15 protein-coding genes are annotated in these 20,651 nt (G+C 63.3%); 9 read left to right on the forward strand and 6 right to left on the reverse strand.

The genetic code is table 11. The features are described from left to right. The first annotated feature begins 4 nt into the window (after nt 1–4). The 4 genes from GGR38_RS10390 to GGR38_RS10405 all read left to right on the forward strand — a co-directional run bounded on the left by GGR38_RS10390 (nt 5) and on the right by GGR38_RS10405 (nt 5,833). Complete coding sequence (locus tag GGR38_RS10390; protein ID WP_183625216.1) at nt 5–1,240, forward strand: TIGR03087 family PEP-CTERM/XrtA system glycosyltransferase; 1,236 nt, start codon at nt 5–7, stop codon at nt 1,238–1,240. After that, complete coding sequence (gene xrtA, locus GGR38_RS10395; RefSeq protein WP_343059071.1) at nt 1,237–2,778, forward strand: exosortase A; 1,542 nt, start codon at nt 1,237–1,239, stop codon at nt 2,776–2,778. The genes GGR38_RS10390 and xrtA overlap by 4 nt, the downstream gene beginning before the upstream one ends. Before the next feature lie 11 nt (nt 2,779–2,789). After that, nucleotides 2,790–4,700 carry an XrtA/PEP-CTERM system amidotransferase gene (locus GGR38_RS10400; RefSeq protein WP_183625218.1) on the forward strand — a complete coding sequence of 637 codons (1,911 nt, stop codon included), beginning with the start codon at nt 2,790–2,792 and terminating at the stop codon, nt 4,698–4,700. Nucleotides 4,701–4,876: 176 nt separating this feature from the next. Continuing rightward, on the forward strand, nt 4,877–5,833 hold the full coding sequence (locus GGR38_RS10405; RefSeq protein WP_246404488.1) for a crotonase/enoyl-CoA hydratase family protein: 957 nt from the start codon (nt 4,877–4,879) through the stop codon (nt 5,831–5,833). Nucleotides 5,834–5,869: 36 nt separating this feature from the next. On the opposite strand, the gene zapE is transcribed toward GGR38_RS10405, so the two are convergent. The 4 genes from zapE to GGR38_RS10425 form a co-directional block, all read right to left on the reverse strand. Continuing rightward, nucleotides 5,870–7,009, reverse strand: coding sequence for a cell division protein ZapE (gene zapE / locus GGR38_RS10410; protein WP_183625220.1), 1,140 nt, complete (start codon nt 7,007–7,009; stop codon nt 5,870–5,872). 19 nt (nt 7,010–7,028) lie between these two features. Then, complete coding sequence (locus tag GGR38_RS10415) at nt 7,029–7,436, reverse strand: hypothetical protein (RefSeq protein ID WP_183625222.1); 408 nt, start codon at nt 7,434–7,436, stop codon at nt 7,029–7,031. A 154-nt stretch (nt 7,437–7,590) separates the two neighbouring features. Continuing rightward, complete coding sequence (locus GGR38_RS10420) at nt 7,591–8,373, reverse strand: succinate dehydrogenase iron-sulfur subunit (protein WP_172339203.1); 783 nt, start codon at nt 8,371–8,373, stop codon at nt 7,591–7,593. Between the two features lie 269 nt (nt 8,374–8,642). Continuing rightward, the gene (locus tag GGR38_RS10425; protein WP_183625224.1) at nt 8,643–11,429 is read right to left on the reverse strand and encodes an Rne/Rng family ribonuclease; all 2,787 of its coding nucleotides are present in this window, start codon (nt 11,427–11,429) and stop codon (nt 8,643–8,645) included. 820 nt (nt 11,430–12,249) lie between these two features. Between GGR38_RS10425 and GGR38_RS10430 the strand changes: the two genes are divergently transcribed. Continuing rightward, entirely contained in the window at nt 12,250–13,287 is a 1,038-nt protein-coding gene (locus GGR38_RS10430) for an N-acetylmuramoyl-L-alanine amidase family protein (RefSeq protein WP_183625226.1), read from the forward strand. 43 nt (nt 13,288–13,330) lie between these two features. After that, nucleotides 13,331–15,925 carry a penicillin-binding protein 1A gene (locus GGR38_RS10435; RefSeq protein ID WP_183625228.1) on the forward strand — a complete coding sequence of 865 codons (2,595 nt, stop codon included), beginning with the start codon at nt 13,331–13,333 and terminating at the stop codon, nt 15,923–15,925. On the opposite strand, the gene GGR38_RS10440 is transcribed toward GGR38_RS10435, so the two are convergent. Continuing rightward, entirely contained in the window at nt 15,926–16,666 is a 741-nt protein-coding gene (locus GGR38_RS10440) for a metallophosphoesterase family protein (RefSeq protein WP_183625230.1), read from the reverse strand. Between the two features lies 1 nt (nt 16,667). Then, complete coding sequence (locus GGR38_RS10445) at nt 16,668–17,522, reverse strand: SGNH/GDSL hydrolase family protein (protein WP_183625232.1); 855 nt, start codon at nt 17,520–17,522, stop codon at nt 16,668–16,670. Nucleotides 17,523–17,614: 92 nt separating this feature from the next. Here GGR38_RS10445 and GGR38_RS10450 point away from each other — a divergent pair, with 92 nt between their 5' ends. From GGR38_RS10450 to bla, 3 genes are all read left to right on the forward strand, one after another. Then, complete coding sequence (locus GGR38_RS10450) at nt 17,615–18,175, forward strand: peroxiredoxin (protein ID WP_425497055.1); 561 nt, start codon at nt 17,615–17,617, stop codon at nt 18,173–18,175. Nucleotides 18,176–18,545: 370 nt separating this feature from the next. After that, nucleotides 18,546–19,673 (forward strand): peptide chain release factor 2, encoded by a 1,128-nt coding sequence (prfB, locus tag GGR38_RS10455; protein ID WP_183625234.1) that lies wholly within the window; start codon nt 18,546–18,548, stop codon nt 19,671–19,673. Nucleotides 19,674–19,753: 80 nt separating this feature from the next. Next, a complete protein-coding gene (gene bla / locus GGR38_RS10460) occupies nt 19,754–20,650 on the forward strand; it encodes a class A beta-lactamase (RefSeq protein WP_246404489.1) in 897 nt (298 codons plus the stop codon). Nucleotide 20,651 lies beyond the last annotated feature (1 nt).

Raw genomic sequence — 20,651 nt, forward strand, 5'->3', positions numbered from 1 at the left:
TGGGATGAGCACGGAGATCCTGTTTCTTTCGCATCGGATTCCTTTCCCGCCCAACCGGGGCGACAAGATCCGCTCGCATCATATCCTGCGCCGTCTGGCGCGGATGGCGCCGGTGCATGTGGGCTGTTTTGCCGACGATCATGCCGATCTGGCCGAAGAGGTCGAATTGGCCTCGCTGGCCCATTCCTATTATCTGGCGCGCCGGACCAAGCCTCTGGTGCTGGCCGGGTTTCAGGCGCTCAAACAGGGCAAGCCGATCAGCCTGACCGCTTTTCGCGATGCCAGTATGGCCAATTATGTGCGCGAAAAGCTGGCCAGCGGGCGGATCGGCACGATCTATGTGTTTTCGAGCCAGATGGGCCAATATGTGCCCGATGATTTCGCGGGGCGAGTCATCATGGATTTCGTCGATGTCGATTCGGCCAAATTCGACGCCTATGCGGAAAAATCGCGGGGGCCGATGGGCTGGGTCAATGGCCGCGAGGGCCGGTTGCTGGCCGCCGAGGAAGCTCGCCTTGCCGCCCGCGCCGATTTCAACCTGCTGATCAGCCGGGCCGAGGCGGATCTGTTCGCCCAAAGGCTGGGCGCGCTGGCGCGTCAGGTGCGGATTGAGGTGTTGGGCAATGGCATCGATTCGGAATATTTCGATCCCTTGCAGGTCGGCCCGGAATGCCAGATGGCCACGATGCCGGGGCCGCGCCTGATCTTTACCGGCCAGATGGATTATCAGCCCAATGTGGCCGCCGCCATCCGCGCGGCGCGCCACATCCTGCCCCAGGTGCGCGAGCGCCATCCGGGCGCCACATTCCATATCGTGGGCCGCAGCCCGACCGATGCGGTCAAGGCGCTGAGCCATGTGGCGGGCGTGCATGTCTGGGGCCGGGTGGATGATATTCGTCCGTGGCTTAAGGCGGCGGATATGGCGCTGGTGCCGCTCGATATCGCGCGCGGGGTTCAGAATAAGGTGCTGGAAGCCATGGCGATGGAATTGCCGGTGGTGCTGACCTCTGCTGCGGCCAATGGCATCAACGCGGTGGCGGGCCATCATTTCGCCGTGGCCGACAGCGACGAGGCGCTGATCGCGCTGGTCAATAATCTGGCCGACAAGCCGCAGGCGGGCAAGGCGATGGGCATTGATGCGCGCCGCCTTGTGGTCGAGCGCGCCAGTTGGCAAAGTACGCTGGCGCCGCTGGCCGATATGCTCTCGGCGCCGCCGCGCAAGTGGCGCGATGCGGCGTGAGCCTTAGCCTGTCTGAACAGGGCCGCCTCGCATGGGCGGTGGATCAGGCATGGCGCGGGGCGTTGGCAAGGCTGGCGCTGGTCTGGGCCGGGCTGATTGCGCTGTTCTGGCGCGATTGGGCCGCGATGGGGCATCAATGGTGGGACAGTTCCACCTATAATCACATTCTGATGGTGCCGGCCATTCTGGGCTGGCTGGTGACGCAAAGGCTGCCCGATCTGTGGCGCCTGCCGGTGGCGATGTGGCGAGGCGGGCTGGGGCTGATGGGGGCGGCGCTGCTGCTCTGGGCGCTGGGCGCGCTGGCCAGTGTGGCGCAGATCACGCAGATCGCGGCTGTGGCGATGCTGATCGCCGCAGTGCCATTGGTGCTGGGGCTGCGCGCGGCGCTGGGGCTGTTGTTTCCGCTGGCCTATATGGGTTTTCTGGTGCCCTTTGGCGATGAGGCCATCCCGCTGCTTCAGACTATTACCGCCAAGATTACCATCGCTCTTGTCCATATCAGCGGCATTCCGGCGCGGATCGACGGCGTGTTCATCGCCACTCCTGCGGGCCTGTTTGAGGTGGCTGAGGCCTGTTCGGGCGTGAAGTTCCTTGTTGCGATGATCGCCTTTGGCGCGCTGGCGGCGCATGTGTGCTTTGTCTCGTGGGGGCGGCGGGCGGCGTTTATGGCGCTGTGCGTGGCCGCACCCATTCTGGCCAATGGCGTGCGAGCGTGGGGCACGGTTTATGTCGCCCAATATTACGGCGCGGCGGTGGCGGGCGGGGTCGATCATATCATCTATGGCTGGTTCTTCTTTGCGGCCGTGATTGCGGGGGTGATCGCGCTGGGCTGGCGGTTTTTCGACCGGGCGGCGGGGGCGCCGATGCTGGATGTGGGGGCGGTGATGGCGCTGCGCCTGCCTGCGATGCGCGGGATTTCGGCCGGGGCGTGCTTTGGCGCGCTGGCCGCGATGGTGCTGGCGGCGCAGGGCTGGGTGATGGCGGCGGATCGTTTGGCCGCGCCGATGCCTGCGCGCATTGCCTTGCCCGAGGTGGCGGGCTGGCACCGGGTCGATTATGCCCCGCGCCATGTGTGGGAGCCGCGCGCGGGCGGGGCAGATCATCGCCTGTTGGGCCGCTATGCCGATGCGCGGGGGCATGAAGTGGACGTGTTCTTTGCGCTCTACGCCTCGCAAGGGCCGGGCAAGAAGGCGGGCGGCTTTGGCGAAGGCGCGCTGCGCCCCGAAACCGGATGGTCATGGCAGGCACCGGGGCCGGATGTGCCGGGTGCCCACAGCGACCGCCTGCTGGCCGGTGGCCCGACCGAGAGGCTGGCCCAGACCAGCTATAAGACCGGCGATCTGGTGACGGGCAGCAATGCGCGGTTGAAACTGGCCAATATCATCGACCGCCTTTTGCTGCGCCGCCGCGCGACGATGCTGCTGATCCTCTCGGCCGAGGAGGGTGGGGCCTTTCGGGCGGCGGATTCGCTTGGCGCGTTCCGGGCCAGCGCCGGGCCGATCGGCGACTGGATGGACGCGGCGGCCAAGGGTTTGTAAGGGGTTCTCATATGTGTGGTTTTGCTGGAATCTTTCACCTTGAGACCCCCAAGCCGGTCGATCCGGCGCGGGTGGAGCGGATGTGCGATGCTATTGCCCATCGCGGGCCGGATGGCTTTGGGGTGTGGACCGCGCCGGGCATCGGCATGGGGCATCGCCGCCTCTCGATCATCGACATTGCCGGTTCGCCCCAGCCGATGGCATCCACCGATGGTCGCGCGATGCTGTTGTTTAACGGCGAGATCTATAATTACCGCGAATTGCGCGCCGAACTGGCGGCGCAGGGGGCGGTGTTCCATACCGATGGCGACAGCGAGGTGATCCTTGCGGCCTATCAGCGTTGGGGCGCCGATTGCGTGTCGCGCCTGTCGGGCATGTTCGCCTTTGCCATCTATGATCTGGACGCTCGCTCGCTGCTGCTGGTGCGCGACCGGCTGGGGGTCAAGCCGCTGTTTCTGGCCGAACTGTCGGATGGCAGCCTGATTTTTGGCTCGGAGCTCAAGGCGCTGATGGCGCACCCCGGCCTGCGGCGCGAGATCGACCCGCTGGCGGTCGAGGATTATCTGGCATGGGGCTATGTGCCCGATCATCGCTCGATGCTGAAGGGCGTGGAGAAATTGCCCGCAGGCCATCTGATGATCCTGAAGCATGGCGCGCCCAAGCCTGCCCCGCGTGAATGGTGGGATGTGTCCTTTGCCGAGCGGCGCAAGGGCAGCGCGGCGGATCTGTCGGCCGAACTCATTCATCTGATGCGCGATGCCGTGACCAGCCGGATGGTGGCCGATGTGCCTTTGGGCGCGTTTCTGTCGGGCGGGGTGGATTCCTCCTCGGTGGTCGCCCTGATGGCAGAGGCGAGCAATTCGCCGGTCAAGACCTGCTCGATCGGCTTTGACGTCAAGGCGCTGGACGAAAGTGATTATGCGCGGCGAATCGCCGAGCAATTCGGCACCGATCATCAAAGCCGCATCGTTTCGCCCAATGATTTCGAGGCTGTCGATCATCTGACCGCGATGTTTGACGAACCCTTTGCCGACGCCAGCGCCCTGCCGACATGGCGCGTGTGTCAGTTGGCGCGCGAGACTGTGACCGTGGCGCTGTCGGGCGATGGGGCGGATGAGGCCTTTGCCGGATACCGCCGCCATGTGTTTCAGCATGGTGAGGACCGGGTGAGGGGCATGATCCCCGCCGGGCTGCGTCAGGGCGTGTTCGGCACGCTGGGGCGGCTCTATCCCAAGGCGGACTGGGCGCCGCGTCCCTTGCGGGCCAAGACCACGCTGCTCAACCTCGCCCGGACGAGCGAGGAGGCCTATACGGACGCGATCAGCGTGACGGGGCCTGCTTTGCGCGACCGGCTCTATACCGAGGAATATCGGCGGCTGCGCGGGGACTATCGGGCGGAACAGGCTTTTCTGGACTGCATGGCCCGCGCGCCTGCGCGTTCCGGGCTGGATCGGGCGCAATATGCCGATCTCAAATTCTGGCTGCCCGGCGATATTCTGACCAAAGTGGACCGGGCCAGCATGGCGGTCAGCCTTGAGGCGCGCGAGCCTTTGCTCGACCACCGACTGATCGAATTTGCCGCCACCCTGCCGGAAAATCTGCGCGTTGCGGGAGGGCAGGGCAAGTGGCTGCTCAAAGACTCGATGCGGCGCTATCTGCCTGATGACATTCTGTTTCGGCCCAAACAGGGATTCGTTACCCCCATCGCGCAATGGCTGCGCGGGCCTTTGGCGGGCGAAGCGCGAAAAATCGCAGCGCAGGCCAAAGATGGCGGCGGGGCGCTGGGGCGTCTGGGTTGGTTAAATCCCATTAACCTCAACGAAATCGCAGAAGCCCATATTTCCGGGCTTTCTGACCACTCGCGCCTCCTGTGGCAGTTGTTGATGCTCGACAGGTCGCTTGTCCATCTGGGAATTGCCTGATACGCTTTACAACCGGCGCCGGGATTAATTGAAAAAAATTGTTTCATTTTGGGACGCATTGATGTAAAAAGTCTTTGCAATCCGTGGCTTAGCATGCCTAAACTTTGCCCGATACAAGAGAACGGGATGACGCAATCGCGCGGCACTTCCCGTGATCGGAAAGGGTCGTGACGACAATGGACCGGATCACCGGTGAAATGGGCAATTTGCCTCCCTATGGGGACAACGGGGGCAATCATGGCATCTTCTTTCCGCAAGAGGACCCTGTCCAGGCGGCCAAGAACCGGCTTGCCGTTCCCGAGGCGCTGACCGATCTTGAACAACTCGACGTCTTGTATGACGATGCGGCTGGCACGATCTGGACTTTCATGCGTCCCTCGGGCCGACCCAGCTTTACCCCTTCGTTCCTGCGCGATTTCGAAAACTGGCAGGATCTGATCGCGGCCAATTTCGGGCCGGACAAGATTCCCCTGCGCTATCTGGTGCTGGGCAGCCGGACGCCGGGCGTGTTTGGCTTTGGCGGCGATCTGGAGCTGTTTCAGAGCCTGATCCGTTCACAGGACCGCGAAGGGCTGGCCGCCTATGGCCATCGCTGTGTGGCTATTCTGGACCGTAACCGGCGCGCGCTGGAGCTGCCGATTGTCACGATCGGGCTGGTTCAGGGGCAGGCGCTGGGCGGCGGCTTTGAGGCGGTGCTGTCCTTCGATTATCTGGTGGCGGAAAAGGGCGCGACCTTTGGCCTGCCCGAGGTGATGTTCGGCCTGTTCCCCGGCATGGGCGCGCATGCGATTTTGTCGCGCAAGCTGGGCACGGCGGCGGCGCAGCGAATCATCCTGTCGAACCGCACCTATAGTGCGCAGGAGATGTACGATCTGGGCGTGGTGACGCATCTGGCCGAAAAGGGCGAGGGCGTGGCCTATGTGCAGGACTTCATCGCCAAGAATCAGCGCCGCCATGGCGGGCTGGTGGCCGCGCAAAAGGCGATCCGGCGGGCCGCTCCGCTTGAATTGCAGGAATTGAACGACATTGTCGATCTGTGGGCCGAGGCTGCGCTGGGCCTGTCGGAGAGCGATCTCAAGCTGATGTCGCGTCTGGCCGGGGCGCAATCGCGCAACCATACGGCGGCGGCGTAAAGGGGGCAGGGGCGCTTTACGGGCGCCCCTTCATATTTATTCTTCGCCGTGCCCTTTGGCCATGTAATCCTGACTCTGCATCTCGGTCAGGCGGCTGATCGTGCGGTCGAATTCAAAGCTGCCGGTGTCGGTGTCCTTGTCGCCCGAATCATAAAGCCGGTCGAGCGGTGCGTCTGCCGTCACGAACAATTTGACCTTATGCTCATAGAGCGCATCGATCAGCGTGACGAAGCGCGCCGCCTCGTTGCGCGTGTCCACGCCAAGGCGCGGGATGCCCACCAGAATCACTGTGTGATAGGCCCGGGCCACCGCTAGATAATCGGCGGCCCCGCGCGCATCGCCGCACAGCTTTTTAAAGCTGAACACGGCCACGCCCTTCAGGCTCTTGGGCACATGCAGCATCCGCCCGCCGCCCACATCCAGATCCGCCGAGGGCACATGGCGCGCATCCTCGGGTGGAAAGTCGGTCAGGCGGAAGAACACTTCGCGCACCCGCTCGGTCGCGGGCAGGCCCAGCGGGCAATGCCAACTGCGGATACCGGCCAGACGTTCGAGCCGGTAATCGACCGGCCCGTTGAGCGTCAGCACATCCAGTTCGCCTTCGATCAGCGCGATGAAGGGCAGGAAATGCTCGCGGTTGAGGCCGTTCTTGTAGAGTTCGGACGGCGCGCGATTGCTGGTGGTGACTAGCGTCAGATTGTGATCGTGGATCAGCGCGGTGAACAACCGGCTCATAATCATCGCATCGGCCGAATTGTTGACGACCATCTCGTCAAAGGCCAGCACGCGCAGCCCTTCGGCAATGCGCGCGGCGACCAGAGGGATGGGATCGCCCGTTTCGCCCTGACGCACATCACGCATGATCGCGTGGACTTCCTGCATAAAGGCATGGAAATGCACGCGGCGCTTTTCGGTGATGTTCAGCGTGTCGTGAAACAGGTCCATCAGCATGGACTTGCCGCGCCCGACCCCGCCCCACATATAGACGCCCCGCGCGCGAACCGGCTTGCGCCCCAGCAGGCGGCCAAAGAACCCGCCCCCGGAAGGCGCCGCTTCCAGCTCCTGCTGCAGCGTGTTCAACCGCTCCGCCGCCGCCGCCTGTTCCCGATCGACGCGCAATTCATGGGTATTGATCAACGCCCGATAGCGTTCAATCACAGTCGCAGGCTTGACCATCGTAGCGTCTTTTTAACTCTCAATCGCAGGTGATGCGGGCCAGAATATCGCCATCGCCGTCGACCTTGGTTGTCAAGGGCATCGAACGATAGATACCGCCGTCACGCTTCATTTCCGGGCCGTTGCCCTGCCAATGCAGTTTGCGGCCCGTGTCGGTCGTTTCGGCATAGGCGTAAAGCGGGATATCTTCAATCTGGGTCAGCTTGTCCCCGGCGGGCGAGCGCAGATACGAGCTTTCGCGCGGGTTGAAATAGTACCATCCCTGATCGTGCAGCCCCTTGTGATCGGTATAATCCAGCAGGACGCGCAAGGGGCGCGAGCAGGCGTTCTGGACAAAGATCTGGCGGCGGGCCTGCGCGTGCGCCTCTTGCGCCCCCGTAGCAAGGGCGGCGAGGGTGACAAGACAGGCAAGCGAGGTGCGGAGCATCGTATTATCCCGAGGGTCAAGCGCAGATTGCGACCGTTTACCTGTCGCTAACCTATTCGTAAGGGTCGCATCAAGAGTTTGAGCGGAAATCGGATGCAAAAAAGCACCGCCGGGCGGGAACCGGGCGGTGCTTTTTTTTGTTCGGGCGCTGGCCTTAAACGTGGCGCTCGGCCTGCATCTTTTTGATTTCGGCAATGGCGCGCGCGGGCGAAAGGCCCTTGGGGCACACATTGGCGCAGTTCATGATCGTGTGGCAGCGATACAGGCGGAACGGATCTTCCAGCTCGTCCAGACGCTCGCCGGTGAATTCGTCGCGACTGTCGGCCAGCCAGCGATAGGCCTGAAGCAGGATCGCCGGGCCAAGGAACTTGTCGCTGTTCCACCAGTATGAAGGGCACGAAGTCGAGCAGCAGGCGCACAGGATGCACTCATACAGACCGTCGAGCTTTTCGCGCTGTTCGGGGCTCTGCAGGCGTTCCTTGCCCGAAGGCGTGGTCGAAACGGTCTGCAGCCAGGGACGGATCGAGGCATATTGCGCATAGAAATGCGTGAAGTCGGGAACCAGATCCTTGATGACTTCCATATGCGGCAGCGGCGTGATGCGCACATTGCCCGAAAGGTCTTCGATCGCGGTGGTGCAGGCAAGGCCGTTGCGGCCGTTGATGTTCATCGCGCAGGAACCGCAAATGCCTTCACGGCACGAACGGCGGAAGGTCAGCGTCGAGTCCATCTCGTTCTTGATCTTGAGCAGCGCGTCCAGAACCATCGGTCCGCAAGCGTCGAGATCGATCTCGAAACTGTCATAGCGAGGATTTTCGCCGCTGTCGGGATCATAGCGATACACGGTGAATTTCTTCACCTTGGTCGCGCCCTCTGCCTTATGGACGATGCCATTCTTGCTGATCTTGCTATTGGCGGGGAGGGAGAACTGGGCCATTTTCCGCTGCTTCCATCTCTGAACACGATTCTGTTAGGGGCGTATAGCCCCCGCTCCGTAGGGCGCGCATAGCCCCCTGCTTGCCCGCCTGTCTAGTGTCTTGTGGTTCAGGAGCAAGCAGAGATTTTTGCACTGCGGCGAAAGTCGCAGGCTTTGGCGCCCCATCCGGTTAAAAAGTGGCCCTATGCAAAAAGCCGGAGAGCGCTGGGCTCCCCGGCTTGATGCTTGGTCGGCCTTAGGGCCAACCGACTTATTGGCCGCCTGAAGGCTTATTCGCCAAAGGTGCGCTGCCACCAGCCGCGACGCGGCGCTGCAGAAGCCTCATCTTCGCCTTCCGAAGCGGCTTCGGCAGGGGCCTCGACGGGGGCTGCCTCAACAGCAACCTCTACCGGCGCGGCTTCCACCGGGGCTGCTTCCACGGGTGCGGCATCGGCCTTCTTGCGACGAACGCGCTTGGGCTTGGCCGGAGCTTCTTCCGCAGCAGGCTCAGCCGGAGCGGCTTCTACCGGTGCGGCATCGGCCTTCTTGCGGCGAACGCGCTTGGGCTTGGCCGGGGCTTCTTCCGCAGCAGGCTCGGCCGGAGCGGCTTCGACCACCGCGGCTTCAACCACGGCAGCTTCGACCGGCGCGGCATCAGCCTTCTTGCGGCGAACGCGCTTGGGCTTGGCCGGGGCTTCCTCGGCAACAGGCTCAGCCGGAGCGGCTTCGACCGGAGCAGCCTCAACGACCACTTCAACCGGAGCAACCTCAACCGCTTCGACCGGCGGGGCGGCTTCCGCCACTGCTTCGTCTTCGTCGGCTTCGCCCTGTTCCTCGTTCGCGCCTTCTTCGCCTTCGCCACGGTTGCGGCTGCGGCGACGCTTGCGACGGCGGCGCTTGCGCGGACCATCTTCGCCCGCTTCGGCGGTTTCGGCCTGAGCTTCAGCTTCGCCTTCCTCGGCCTCATCGCCTTCTTCGGGCTCGACCGGCTCGGCGGTTTCCGCGCTCACGCCTTCCTCGGCACCGCCATCCTCGCGGCGGTCGCGGCCACGGCCACGGCGACGCTTGCGGCGCTTGCGACGGCCATCGGCGCTTTCGCCACCGTTTTCGCCGCCGTTTTCGCCTTCGGCTTCCTCGGCTTCTTCCTCGATCTCGTCCTCAAAGTCCTCTTCCGGCAGGTCTTCGAGGTCTTCCTCCAGCACCAGCGGTTCGAACTTGGGCACGAATTCGTTGCGCGGACCCGACGAGACGACGCGCATCTTGGCGCCTTCATTCTCGCCTTCGGGGATCACTTCGACCGAGACACCATAGCGGTGCTCGATTTCACCCAGATCAAGGCGCTTGGCATTGAGCAGGTAGATCGAGGCTTCCTGACTGGCGAACAGGGTGATGACAGTGCCCTTGCCCTTGGCCGCTTCTTCCTCGATCAGGCGCAGCGCCGAAAGGCCTGCAGACCCGGCGGTACGCACCAGACCCGTACCATCGCAATGCGGACAACCGCGCGTGGTGGCCTCCAGAACGCCCGTGCGCAGGCGCTGGCGGCTCATCTCCATCAGGCCGAAGGACGAAATGCGGCCCACCTGAATGCGCGCGCGATCGTTCTTCAACGCTTCCTTCATGGCCTTCTCGACCTTGCGGACGTTCGAGCCATATTCCATGTCGATAAAGTCAATCACGACCAGACCGGCCATGTCGCGCAGGCGCAACTGACGGGCGATTTCGCGCGCGGCCTCAAGGTTGGTGGCGACGGCGGTCTGCTCGATGCCATGCTCCTTGGTGGAACGGCCCGAGTTGATGTCGATCGACACCAGCGCTTCGGTCGGGTTGATGACGATATAGCCGCCCGACTTCAACTGAACCACCGGATCATACATCGCGGTCAACTGATCCTCGGCGCCAAAGCGCTGGAACAGGGGGACCGGATCGGCGTAATGCTTCACCCGGCGCGCATGGCTGGGCATCAACAGCTTCATGAAGTCACGTGCCGCGCGATAGCCATCGTCGCCCTCGACGATCACTTCCTCGATGTCGCGGTTATAGATGTCGCGGATCGCGCGCTTGATCAGATCGCTGTCCGAATGGATCAGCGCAGGCGCGGCCGACTTGAGCGTGCTTTCGCGAATATCATCCCACAGGCGGGCCAGATAGTCGAAGTCGCGCTTGATTTCGGTCTTGGTGCGCTGAAGCCCCGCCGTGCGCACGATGCAGCCCATGCTCTTGGGCAGGTCCATTTCGGCGATGATGGTCTTCAGACGCTTGCGGTCGGCAAAGCTGCTGATCTTGCGCGAGATGCCGCCGCCGTGGCTGGAATTGGGCATCAGCACGCAATAGCGGCCCGCCAGCGACAGGTACGAGGTCAGCGCCGCGCCCTTGTTGCCGCGCTCTTCCTTCACGACCTGAACCAGCAGCACCTGACGGCGGTGGATCACGTCCTGGATCTTGTAACGGCGGCGCAGCGCCATGCGCTTGGCGCGCAGTTCTTCGGCTTCCTTGGCGTGGGTGGCGTTGCGCCCGCCCTGACGGCGGCCGCGACGGCCGCGACGTTCGCCGCCATCTTCGCTTTCCGATGCTTCTTCGGCTTCATGATCGCCGTCGAAACCGTCTTCGATATGGCCGGCCTCGATGGTGGCCACGCTGCCCTTTTCGGAGGTGTCGACCTCGATCAGCGAACCTGCGTCCTCAACGGCGCCGCCCGCGAAATCGTCGGCCAGACCTTCGCCCAGTTCATCGTCACCGACGAAATCTTCCTCGCCTTCGGCCACAGCGCGCAGCGCGGCTTCTTCCTCGGCATGGGCAGCCTCTTCGGCCAGCAGGGCTTCGCGGTCTTCCTTGGGGATCTGATAATAATCAGGGTGGATTTCGGAAAAGGCGAGGAAACCGTGGCGGTTGCCCCCGAAATCGACAAAAGCGGCCTGAAGCGACGGCTCGACGCGCGTCACCTTGGCCAGATAGATGTTACCCTTGATCTGCTTGTGATCAGCAGAATCAAAGTCGAATTCTTCAATACGGTTGCCCTTGAGCACCGCCACCCGGGTTTCTTCCGAGTGGCGCGCATCGATCAGCATGCGCGTTGACATTATGATTTCTCCAGCCGCGCGCGGTCCGGGCTGTGCCCAGTGGCGAAAGGCCCGGCAATGGGGCGCGGCAATTGTTGTGGTGTTCGCGCGGCGTGGCATATGGCTTTGTTGGGGCCATGGCCGTCTGCGCGAGGATCGACAGGCCTGGCGCGTTCATCGCGCGCCGGGCATGAGTGGAAAGGCCGGAGGCGCCATCAGGGCCGCCGACGTTTTTCGTGTCTGCAAGGCAAGGGAGGCGCCGCGAAATGCTGCGCGCGGCGATGGCATGTTGCTTCATCGAAACGAAACCCGCCGATTCCCGAATGGAAACCGCGGGCTGCTTCTTGATAGGCGACCAATGTGTCGTGAAGCATTTTGCCATCGACAAGTCTTCCGCCCACGCCGCAAAGCCGCCTTGCGGCTGCGGATTCTGGGACGGAACACAACTCATCATACCTGCATCAACCTGTACGTCCGGCCAGAAAACACGACCGGGGCCAAGGGCAGGTTTTATCGCGCTTCCCTTTTGCTTGGCCCGGCCATATCGCATCGGGGCGACTGGCGAGCGGCATTGCCTTGAACCGGTCCGCCGCTTTACCTGTTGGCTTGTCGGGCGAACCTTGTGAAAAAGGCAGGGGCGCGGGGAATAGACTGCCCCCGGTCTTTCCCTGCTAGCACCCCTTGTCTTTCCGGGCAAGTTCCATGCGATGCGTGATTCTACCCTTTTTTCACGGTCTGCGCGCGATTAATGCGAACGCGCCGTTAACCCCATTGCGCCCATAAGGGGCAGCGCTTACCAAAGATTACGCTTTCGCCCCGATGGACCCCATAGCCCCACGCAATGTCCGAAGCCCTGTCCGATCCTGTTGTCGAACCCATCGAGCCGGATGAGGCGCTCCGACGCGGTTGGGGGCTTGGCCTGTTGATTTTTGCGTTGTTTGCGCCTCTGCTGTTGCTGGTGGCGATGTTGCTGATGGATGGCTGGATGGGCGCGCCGGGCTTCACGCGTGATTATGTGGTGCGCTTTGATCTGCCCCCGGCAGGCGCTCTGGCGGCTTTGCCTGAAATCGCCGGGCCCAATGATCCCCGCAGCCCGCTGGTGGTGATCGATGCCGGGCATGGCGGCCATGATCCGGGCGCGCATGGCGTGCATCAGGCGGAAAAGGAACTGACCCTCTCGCTGGCTCTGGCGCTGCGTCAACGCCTGCTGGAGGTGGGCGGCATTCGCGTGGCGCTGACGCGGATGGATGATCGCTATCTCTTGCTGGAGGAGCGTTCGGACATTGCTCGGCGGATGAAGGCGGACCTGTTCATCTCGATCCACGCCGACAGCGCCGATACGCCCGGCGCCCATGGCGCGACCGTTTACACCCTGTCCGACCGGGGCAGCAGCCAGGGGGCCGAGCATCTGGCCGCGGCGGAAAATCGCGCCGATACGGTCAATGGCGTGTCGCTGGCCAATACCAGCAGCTCGGTCTCGGCCATTCTGGTCGATTTGTCGCAACGCCATGCGGCGGAAATGTCGACCAATCTTGCGCGGCTGATCCTGCGCGAAGGGCAGGGCGGGGAAGGCGGCGCGCGAATCGATTTCCGCGAGCGCGCGCTGCAATCGGCGGCCTTTGTCGTGCTCAAATCGCCCGATGTGCCCTCGGTCCTGTATGAGGCGGGCTATATTTCCAATGCCGAGGATGCCGCGCGCCTGTCCTCGCCCGCCGGGCGGCGCGATTTCGCCCATGCCACCGCGCAGGCCATCCGCGTTTACTTTGCTCGCCAGCGTGAAACGCCGGTGCAGGGCGAAACGCCGATGCCGAGCGAAACGTCGATGCCAAGCGAGGCGCCGACGCAGGCCGAAACACCCGGCGCGCTTGCAACGCCTTAACCGCTGGCAAAACCCTGCCCGCCTATGCTAGGGGCGCAAGTCTATGGCGCCCAGCGATCCTTCCCAGCCCGGTTCTGATCCGAACAATTCGCCCGATCAGAATGAAAACTCTCACCTGCGTATCCGCCGTCAGGCGGGCGGCGCATGGCGCCGGTTGCTGGCGCGTCCGTTGTCTTTTCTGGGGCCGATAACGGGGCGCTTTGGCGCATGGTTCGGCGCCCGCTGGCAAAGCGGGCGGCTGTTTCGCATCGGTGCGCTCGTGCTGGGGCTGGCAATGGCCTTTTGGTTGCTGCTCTATGTGACGGTGCTGCGCACGCTGCCCTCGGCGGACACTTTGCTGACCTATCAGCCGCCCCTGCCCACGATGGTGCGCGGCAATGATGGCGGCATCGTCTATTCCTATGCCCGCGAGCGGCGCGTCCAATTGCGCTATGTCGATTTTCCCAAGCAATTGGTGAATGCGTTCCTGTCGGCCGAGGACAAGAATTTCTTCCATCACGGCGGGGTCGATTTCATCGGTCTGGGACAGGCGGTGGTCGATTACGCGCTGAAATATGGCAGCGGTGAGCGCGCCCGCGGCGGTTCGACCATCACCCAGCAGGTGGCCAAGAACATCCTGATCGGCGATGAATATTCGGTCAGCCGCAAGCTGAAGGAAATGATCGTCGCCTTCCGCATCGAGGGCGTGCTGAACAAGCAGCAGATCCTTGAGCTTTACCTCAACGAGATCCCGCTGGGCCGCCAGAGCTTTGGCGTACAGGCCGCCGCGCGCGCCTATTTCGGCAAGGACGTGGACAAGCTGGAGCTGCACGAGGCCGCTTTCCTTGCCATCCTGCCCAAGGCGCCCGAGGTCTATGGCCGCGCCAAATTCGCCGAAAAGGCGATTGCGCGCCGCAACTGGGTGCTGGACCAGATGGTCAAGAATGGCGCGGTCGATGCCGCCGCTGCCGCCAATGCCAAGGCCCAGCCGCTGGGCCTGATCCAGCGCCGGGTGGAAGCCTATGATCCTTCGGTGGGCTATTTCGTCGAGGAAGTGCGCCGCCAGTTGATCGCCAAATATGGCGAGAACGCCGAAAACGGTCCCAACAGCGTCTATGCCGGCGGGCTGTGGGTGCGCACCTCGCTCGATTCCGAGTTGCAAAAGGCGGCGCAGGAATCTCTGCGCGGCGGCCTGCTGCGCTATTCGGCGGGCAAGGGATGGCATGGGCCGATCGCCCACATCGACCTTGATCCCGAACATTGGCAGAGCCAGTTGATCGGGTTGAACAAGACGATAGCGTACAAGGACTGGCGCGTGGGCGTGGTTCTGCGGCGCGGCGGCAATGGCCAGATCGGCTTTACCGATGGCAGCACCGCGACGCTGACGGGCCTGCTCGATCCGGTGCGCGTGGGCGATGTCGTGACGGCCGCGCCCGTTGGCGGCGGGGCCTATGGCCTGCGCCTGCTGCCCGGTGTTGGCGGCGGCATGATGGTGGAACAGCCCGGCACAGGCCGCGTGCTGGCCGTGGCGGGCGGGTTTGACGATGGGCTCGACGCTTTCAACCGCGCCACACAGGCCCAGCGCCAGCCCGGTTCGACCATTAAGCCCTTCGTGTATGCCACCGGTCTCGACAACGGCATGACGCCCGCCAGCATGGTCGCGGACCAGTCCTTCTGCGTCTATCAGGGCGCCAATCTGGGCGAAAAATGCTTCCGCAACTTTGACAGCCGGGGCGTGGGCGGCATCCACACCATGCGCTGGGGCCTTGAACAGTCGCGCAACCTGATGACAGTTCACATCGCCAATGATGTGGGCATGGACAAGGTGGTCAGGACCTTTGCCAATATGGGCATCGGCAAATATCCGCCCTATTTCGGCTTTGCGCTGGGCGCGGGTGAAACCACCGTGGCCCAGATGGTCAATGCCTATTCGGCGCTGGCCTCGAACGGGGTTCAGCACGAGCAGACCTTTGTGGACTTCATTCAGGACCGCAACGGCAAGGTCGTCTGGCGCGCGGATGAGCGAGCCTGCAACGGCTGCAACATGCCCGATTGGGATGGCAAGCCGATGCCGCGCTTTGCTCCGCGCGGGCATCAGGTGATGGATGCGCGCACGGCCTATCAGACCGTCCACATGCTCGAAGGCGTGGTCCAGCGCGGCACGGCGGTGACTTTGCGCGATCTGGGGCTGCCGCTGTTCGGCAAGACGGGCACGACCACCGGGCCGACCAATGTGTGGTTTGTGGGCGGATCGCCCAAGATCGTGGGCGGGGTCTATATCGGCTATGACCAGCCCAAGTCGCTGGGCGGCTATGCGCAGGGCGGCACCTATGCCGCGCCGATCTTCAAGCAATTCGTGCAATTGACCAAAACGCGCTGGGACCACACGCCCTTTGTCGCGCCGCCGGGCATCCGTATGATGAAGATCAGCCGCTCAAGCGGTCAGCGCGTGTTTGGCGGCACGCCGGGCGATGATCCCAAGGCAGAAGTCATCTGGGAGGCCTTCAAGCCGGAAACCGAGCCGCAGCGCGTCGGCCGTCAGGAGCAGGTCGCAGCCAAGCGCAGCGAATTGCTGGAGGCGATCCGGCGCGGGTTTGACGCTCTGGGCGGCCGTGTGTTCCAGCACAGCGATGGCGAGGACGTGGTGGTCGAGCAGTAATCAGCTCATCTTGCCGGTCCGCAGGGCCTGCGCCCATCCGGCGCGGCCCATAGCCTCGGCGCGCCGGGCCGCGCTTTCGTGGTCATAGGCGACCGCGTGCAGCGTGACATGCCAGCGCCCGTCGACCAATTGCGCGCTTAAGTATCGCGCATCGGGCGTACCGGTTTCCACCACATGCCATGACGGCACATCGTCCTCATAGGCGGGCAGGCCCACGCTGCCCGCATTGGCGATCTGGCGGCCATCGGGCAGAGTAACGGCTCGCGGCATATGCGTATGGCCGCAGAGCGTCAGCGCATGATGGCTGGCATGGGGCAGGATCTCCTCATGCGTGGATTCGCGCATCCGTCCGCGACTGCCCTTGCGGCGGCGGTGGAGCCAATAGCTGTCGTCGCTGTCCGGCGTGGCATGGCACAGCAGAACGTCACCGGGCCATTCCATAGTGCCGGGCAGGGCAGTCATCCATGCGCGGATGTCATCATCAATGGCGGCATGAGCGGCCGCATCGGTCGGTCCCATCTGGGCGGGGTCGATGGTCAGCAATTGCCGCTCATGATTGCCCGCCAGCGTGGGCCAGTTCAGCGCCATCAACCGTAACGCCGTTTCGCGCGGCCAGAGCGGGCCGGAGAGACTGTCGCCCAGATTGACGATCTGCGTGATCCCGCGCGCGGCGATATCGGCAATCACCGCCTCGAGCGCGGGCAGATTGCCGTGAATATCGGAAACGGCGGCGAAATGCATGTTACCGCGCGCGATAGGCCGCCCCGATCAGCGCGGCCGCCGCCGCCATCCCGGCCTGATTGGGGTGATAATTGACCCCGTCCTTTTTGGACATATCGGGGCTGCCGCCGTTCGACCAAGGCGCCGCGCCGCAAATGCCGTGATCCGCCGAGGCGCGATCCAGCGCCACCGTGCGGGCAAAGGCGCGATAGGGGCGCACCGAGGCCTCGGTGATGGCGCTGAGCGTTGTGGCGATGGGGCGGATCTGGGCCACTTCCTCGTCCGTCAGGCCGGTGGCGGGGCAATTGCCCTTGGCGGGCATCAGCGAGAAATATTGCACGATCAGCACGCGCGCCTTGGGCGAGCGCTGGTGGATGGTGGCGATCATCCGGTCCATGTCACCGGCCAGCTTGGCCTTGGCCTCCTGCGTGAGCGGGGCAAAGGGCGTGCAGCCATTGGGGAAATAACGTCCGCGTTCCTCGGCGCTCAAGGACGGGCAGCGCAATTTGCCGATGGCCGTCATATAGCCCAGATCATTGCCGCCGATCGTCACGGTCACCAGCCGCGTGTCGGCGTCCAGCGCATCGACCTGTGCGGGCAATTCATTCCACGGGCCCAGAATATGCGCGGTGGTTGCCCCGCTGCAGGAAACGTCCTTCAACTCCAGCCCGACCTTTTGCGCGAAAATATGCGCCGCATTGCTGGCCGAGCGGGCGCAGCGGTTGGGCGGCGTATCGGCGCTCTGGCCGATGTTGGGGCCTGCGGCATAGGAACTGCCCATGGCGACATAGGGCGCGCCTGCAAAGGCCGCAGAGGGCAGAAGGACGGGCCCAAGGACAGGGGCCAGCGAGAGCGCAATCAGGTTTTGTTTTTTCATAACGCACAGGATTTGCCGATTATCGCCCCGCTGGCAAGATATCCTGCGCGTACTCTGGACAGAAGGGGGCATGTGGGACATTCTCCGGCGCCATGATGCACCCCCGCAACCTGCTCGCCCCGGCGCTGGCCGCTTTTGCCGCCGCCGCCATGATGTCCGCCCCGGCGCATGCCGAACTGGCCGTGGGGGCTGCTGCCCCGGCCTTTGTGACGCAGGGGGCAAAGGCGGGCAAGCCTTTCACTTTCGACCTGAAAAAGGCACTGAAGAACGGGCCGGTCGTGGTCTATTTCTATCCCAAGGCCTTTACCAAGGGCTGCACTCTGGAGGCTCACGCCTTTGCCGAGGCCACCGATGATTTCGCCAAGGCGGGCGCGATGGTGATCGGCATGTCGGCCGATGATCTGCCCACGCTGGAAAAGTTTTCGACGATGGAATGCCGCGGCAAATTCCCGGTGGCGATTGCCGATGCCGGCATCATCAAGAATTACGACGTTGCGCTCTCCATTCCCGGCCTGTCGGCGGCGGTGACCAAGCGCACTTCTTATGTCATCGGCAAGGATGGCAAGATCAAGCTGGCCTTCACCGACATGGATTACAAGGATCACGTGTCCAAGACGCTGGCAACCGTGCAGGGTCTGGCGGGCAAGCATTGAGAATGGCGCTGGGCGAGGGGGTTAACACCTGTACGCCCGGCCATCCCGTTTTGAGACTTTTGCATTGTGCGAATGGGCGCGGCGCCCATCCTTTGGCATGAGGATTTTGCGTCTGGTTACGGGCGTTTGATTTACCCACATGGGCCAAGGAGGCGCGCGATGATGCAAACTGTGCTGAACAATCTGACACTGCGGACCTCGGCGATTTCCCTGCTGATGCTGGCCCCCTTGATAATGCGGGGCGGACATTGATCGGGAAGGCCGGGGCGGCTGCGCCGAATAACGCAGCGATGCCCTGACGCTTTCCCTTTACTTTCCCCTCAATCCGGCTAACGCGCCGTGGTTTGGATGTAAGGCAAGGGTAAAGACCATGCGTGCCGAAGGGCAGGCCCATATTGACCGGATCGAAGCAGCTCTGGCGCTGGTCCGCAAGTTTCTCGACTGGGAGCGCGCGCTGCGCCGTTTTGACGAGCTGAACGCGCGCGTCGAAGATCCCAAGCTTTGGGACAATCCCAAGGAAGCCGAAAAGGTGATGAAGGAGCGCCGCCGCCTGGAGGCCTCCATCGGCGCGGTGAACCAGATTTCCGCCGAAATGAAGGACGCCATCGAGTTCATCGAACTGGGCGAGATGGAGGATGATGAGGCCACCGTTGAGGAAGGTCTCTCGACTCTGGCCGCTCTGGCCGAGCGCGCGGATCGCGACAAGGTGCAGGCGCTGTTGGCTGGCGAAGCCGACGGCATGGACACCTATATCGAAATCCACGCGGGCGCGGGCGGCACCGAATCGCAGGACTGGGCCTCGATGCTGTTGCGCATGTACACGCGCTGGGCTGAAAAGCGGGGCTTCAAGGTCGATCTGATCGAGTTTCAGGCGGGCGACACGGCCGGAATCAAGAGCGCGACCATCCTGTGCAAGGGTGAGAACGCCTATGGTTATGCCAAGACCGAGAGCGGCGTGCATCGCCTCGTCCGCATCAGCCCCTATGACAGCAGCGCGCGGCGGCATACCTCGTTCAGCTCGGTCTGGGTCTATCCGGTGATCGACGACAGCTTTACCATCGACATCAATCCTTCAGATCTGAAGATCGACACGTATCGCGCTTCGGGCGCGGGTGGTCAGCACGTGAACACCACCGATTCGGCCGTGCGTATCACCCACGTGCCCAGCGGCATCATCGTGGCGTCGCAGATCGACCGTAGCCAGCACAAGAACCGCGAAACCGCGATGAACATGCTGAAGGCGCGTTTGTACGAGGCCGAGATGCAACGCCGCGAGGAAGCGGCCAATGCCGAGCACGCCTCGAAGAGCGACATTGGATGGGGTCACCAGATCCGCTCCTATGTGTTGCAGCCCTATCAGATGGTGAAGGATCTGCGCACGGGCGTGACCAGCCCGACGCCTGCCGATGTGCTGGACGGCGATGTGGACGCCTTCATGGCCGCAGCCCTGTCGCAGCGCGTGACAGGCGAAAAGGTCAGCGTCGAGGACGTGGACTGATGACCCCTGTGCTGGGGCGCCGGCATTTTATGGGTGGCGCTCTGGCGGCGGGGGCCTTGGCTGGCGCGCGCGCGCGGGCGATGACGCCTGCTTTGCCCTTGGCAGCGCTTGAGGGCAGAAGTGGCGGCCGCCTTGGAGTTGTCGCTCTCCGGTTTCGTCCCGGACAAAAAGGGAAACCTGTCGCAGATCGTTATGGGCGGATTGTGTGGTCTCGTTCGGTTTCGGACGATTACGACTGGATCTGCGGCCATCGTGGCGATGAACGTTTCGCCTTTTGCTCATCTTTCAAGCTGAGCCTAGCCGCTTTGGTGCTGCATGGCGCGGATAAGGGAGAGTGGCGGCTGGACGAGCGGATTGCCTATGCACAGGCCGATCTCCTGCCCAATTCGCCGGTAACGCAGGCCCATTTGGGGCAGGGCGCGATGGCCATGGTGGCTCTGGCCGAGGCAGCGCAGAAGTTTTCCGACAATGTGGCCACCAACCTGCTGTTGCGACGGATGGGAGGATTTGACCGACTCAACCAGTTCTGGTGGAGCATGGGCGATACGGCCAGTCGGCTCGACGATTATGAAACTGGGCTCAACCGTGTGCCTTTGGGCAGCGTGCGTAACACGACGACGCCTCAGGCGATGGCTCTGAATTTGCTCAAACTATTTCATCAGGGCGCGCTTTCACCAGCCAATGCCGCCACGCTCAAGGGCTGGATGCACGACACCACCACCGGCGCCAAGCGGCTTCGCGCCGGACTGCCCGCCGATTGGTGGGCGGGGGACAAGACGGGCACCGGCCTGCCTTCGGACATTCGCGGCACCTATGTCGATCTGGCATGGGTGGAGCCGCCGAAATTGCCTCCCTTTGCGATTGCGGCTTTTTATCAGCCACCGGCGCCTACGCCCGATGGCGATTCGCATGCCGAGGAGGTGCTGGCGCAGGTCGGGCGGATTGTTGCACAGGCCATTGTGTTGCAAGGGAAATGAG

Source organism: Novosphingobium sediminicola (assembly GCF_014196525.1).
In the GTDB taxonomy this organism is placed as follows: Bacteria; Pseudomonadota; Alphaproteobacteria; order Sphingomonadales; family Sphingomonadaceae; genus Novosphingobium; species Novosphingobium sediminicola.

Bases quoted from the DNA above. Each gene is read 5' to 3' on its own strand.
- GGR38_RS10390 (WP_183625216.1), top strand. From the start codon at position 5: ATGAGCACGGAGATCCTGTTTCTTTCGCATCGGATTCCTTTCCCGCCC.
- GGR38_RS10400 (WP_183625218.1), top strand. From the start codon at position 2,790: ATGTGTGGTTTTGCTGGAATCTTTCACCTTGAGACCCCCAAGCCGGTC.
- GGR38_RS10405 (WP_246404488.1), top strand. From the start codon at position 4,877: ATGGACCGGATCACCGGTGAAATGGGCAATTTGCCTCCCTATGGGGAC.
- zapE (WP_183625220.1), bottom strand. From the start codon at position 7,009: ATGGTCAAGCCTGCGACTGTGATTGAACGCTATCGGGCGTTGATCAAT.
- GGR38_RS10415 (WP_183625222.1), bottom strand. From the start codon at position 7,436: ATGCTCCGCACCTCGCTTGCCTGTCTTGTCACCCTCGCCGCCCTTGCT.
- GGR38_RS10420 (WP_172339203.1), bottom strand. From the start codon at position 8,373: ATGGCCCAGTTCTCCCTCCCCGCCAATAGCAAGATCAGCAAGAATGGC.
- GGR38_RS10425 (WP_183625224.1), bottom strand. From the start codon at position 11,429: ATGTCAACGCGCATGCTGATCGATGCGCGCCACTCGGAAGAAACCCGG.
- GGR38_RS10430 (WP_183625226.1), top strand. From the start codon at position 12,250: ATGTCCGAAGCCCTGTCCGATCCTGTTGTCGAACCCATCGAGCCGGAT.
- GGR38_RS10435 (WP_183625228.1), top strand. From the start codon at position 13,331: ATGGCGCCCAGCGATCCTTCCCAGCCCGGTTCTGATCCGAACAATTCG.
- GGR38_RS10440 (WP_183625230.1), bottom strand. From the start codon at position 16,666: ATGCATTTCGCCGCCGTTTCCGATATTCACGGCAATCTGCCCGCGCTC.
- GGR38_RS10445 (WP_183625232.1), bottom strand. From the start codon at position 17,522: ATGAAAAAACAAAACCTGATTGCGCTCTCGCTGGCCCCTGTCCTTGGG.
- GGR38_RS10450 (WP_425497055.1), top strand. From the start codon at position 17,615: ATGATGCACCCCCGCAACCTGCTCGCCCCGGCGCTGGCCGCTTTTGCC.
- prfB (WP_183625234.1), top strand. From the start codon at position 18,546: ATGCGTGCCGAAGGGCAGGCCCATATTGACCGGATCGAAGCAGCTCTG.
- bla (WP_246404489.1), top strand. From the start codon at position 19,754: ATGACGCCTGCTTTGCCCTTGGCAGCGCTTGAGGGCAGAAGTGGCGGC.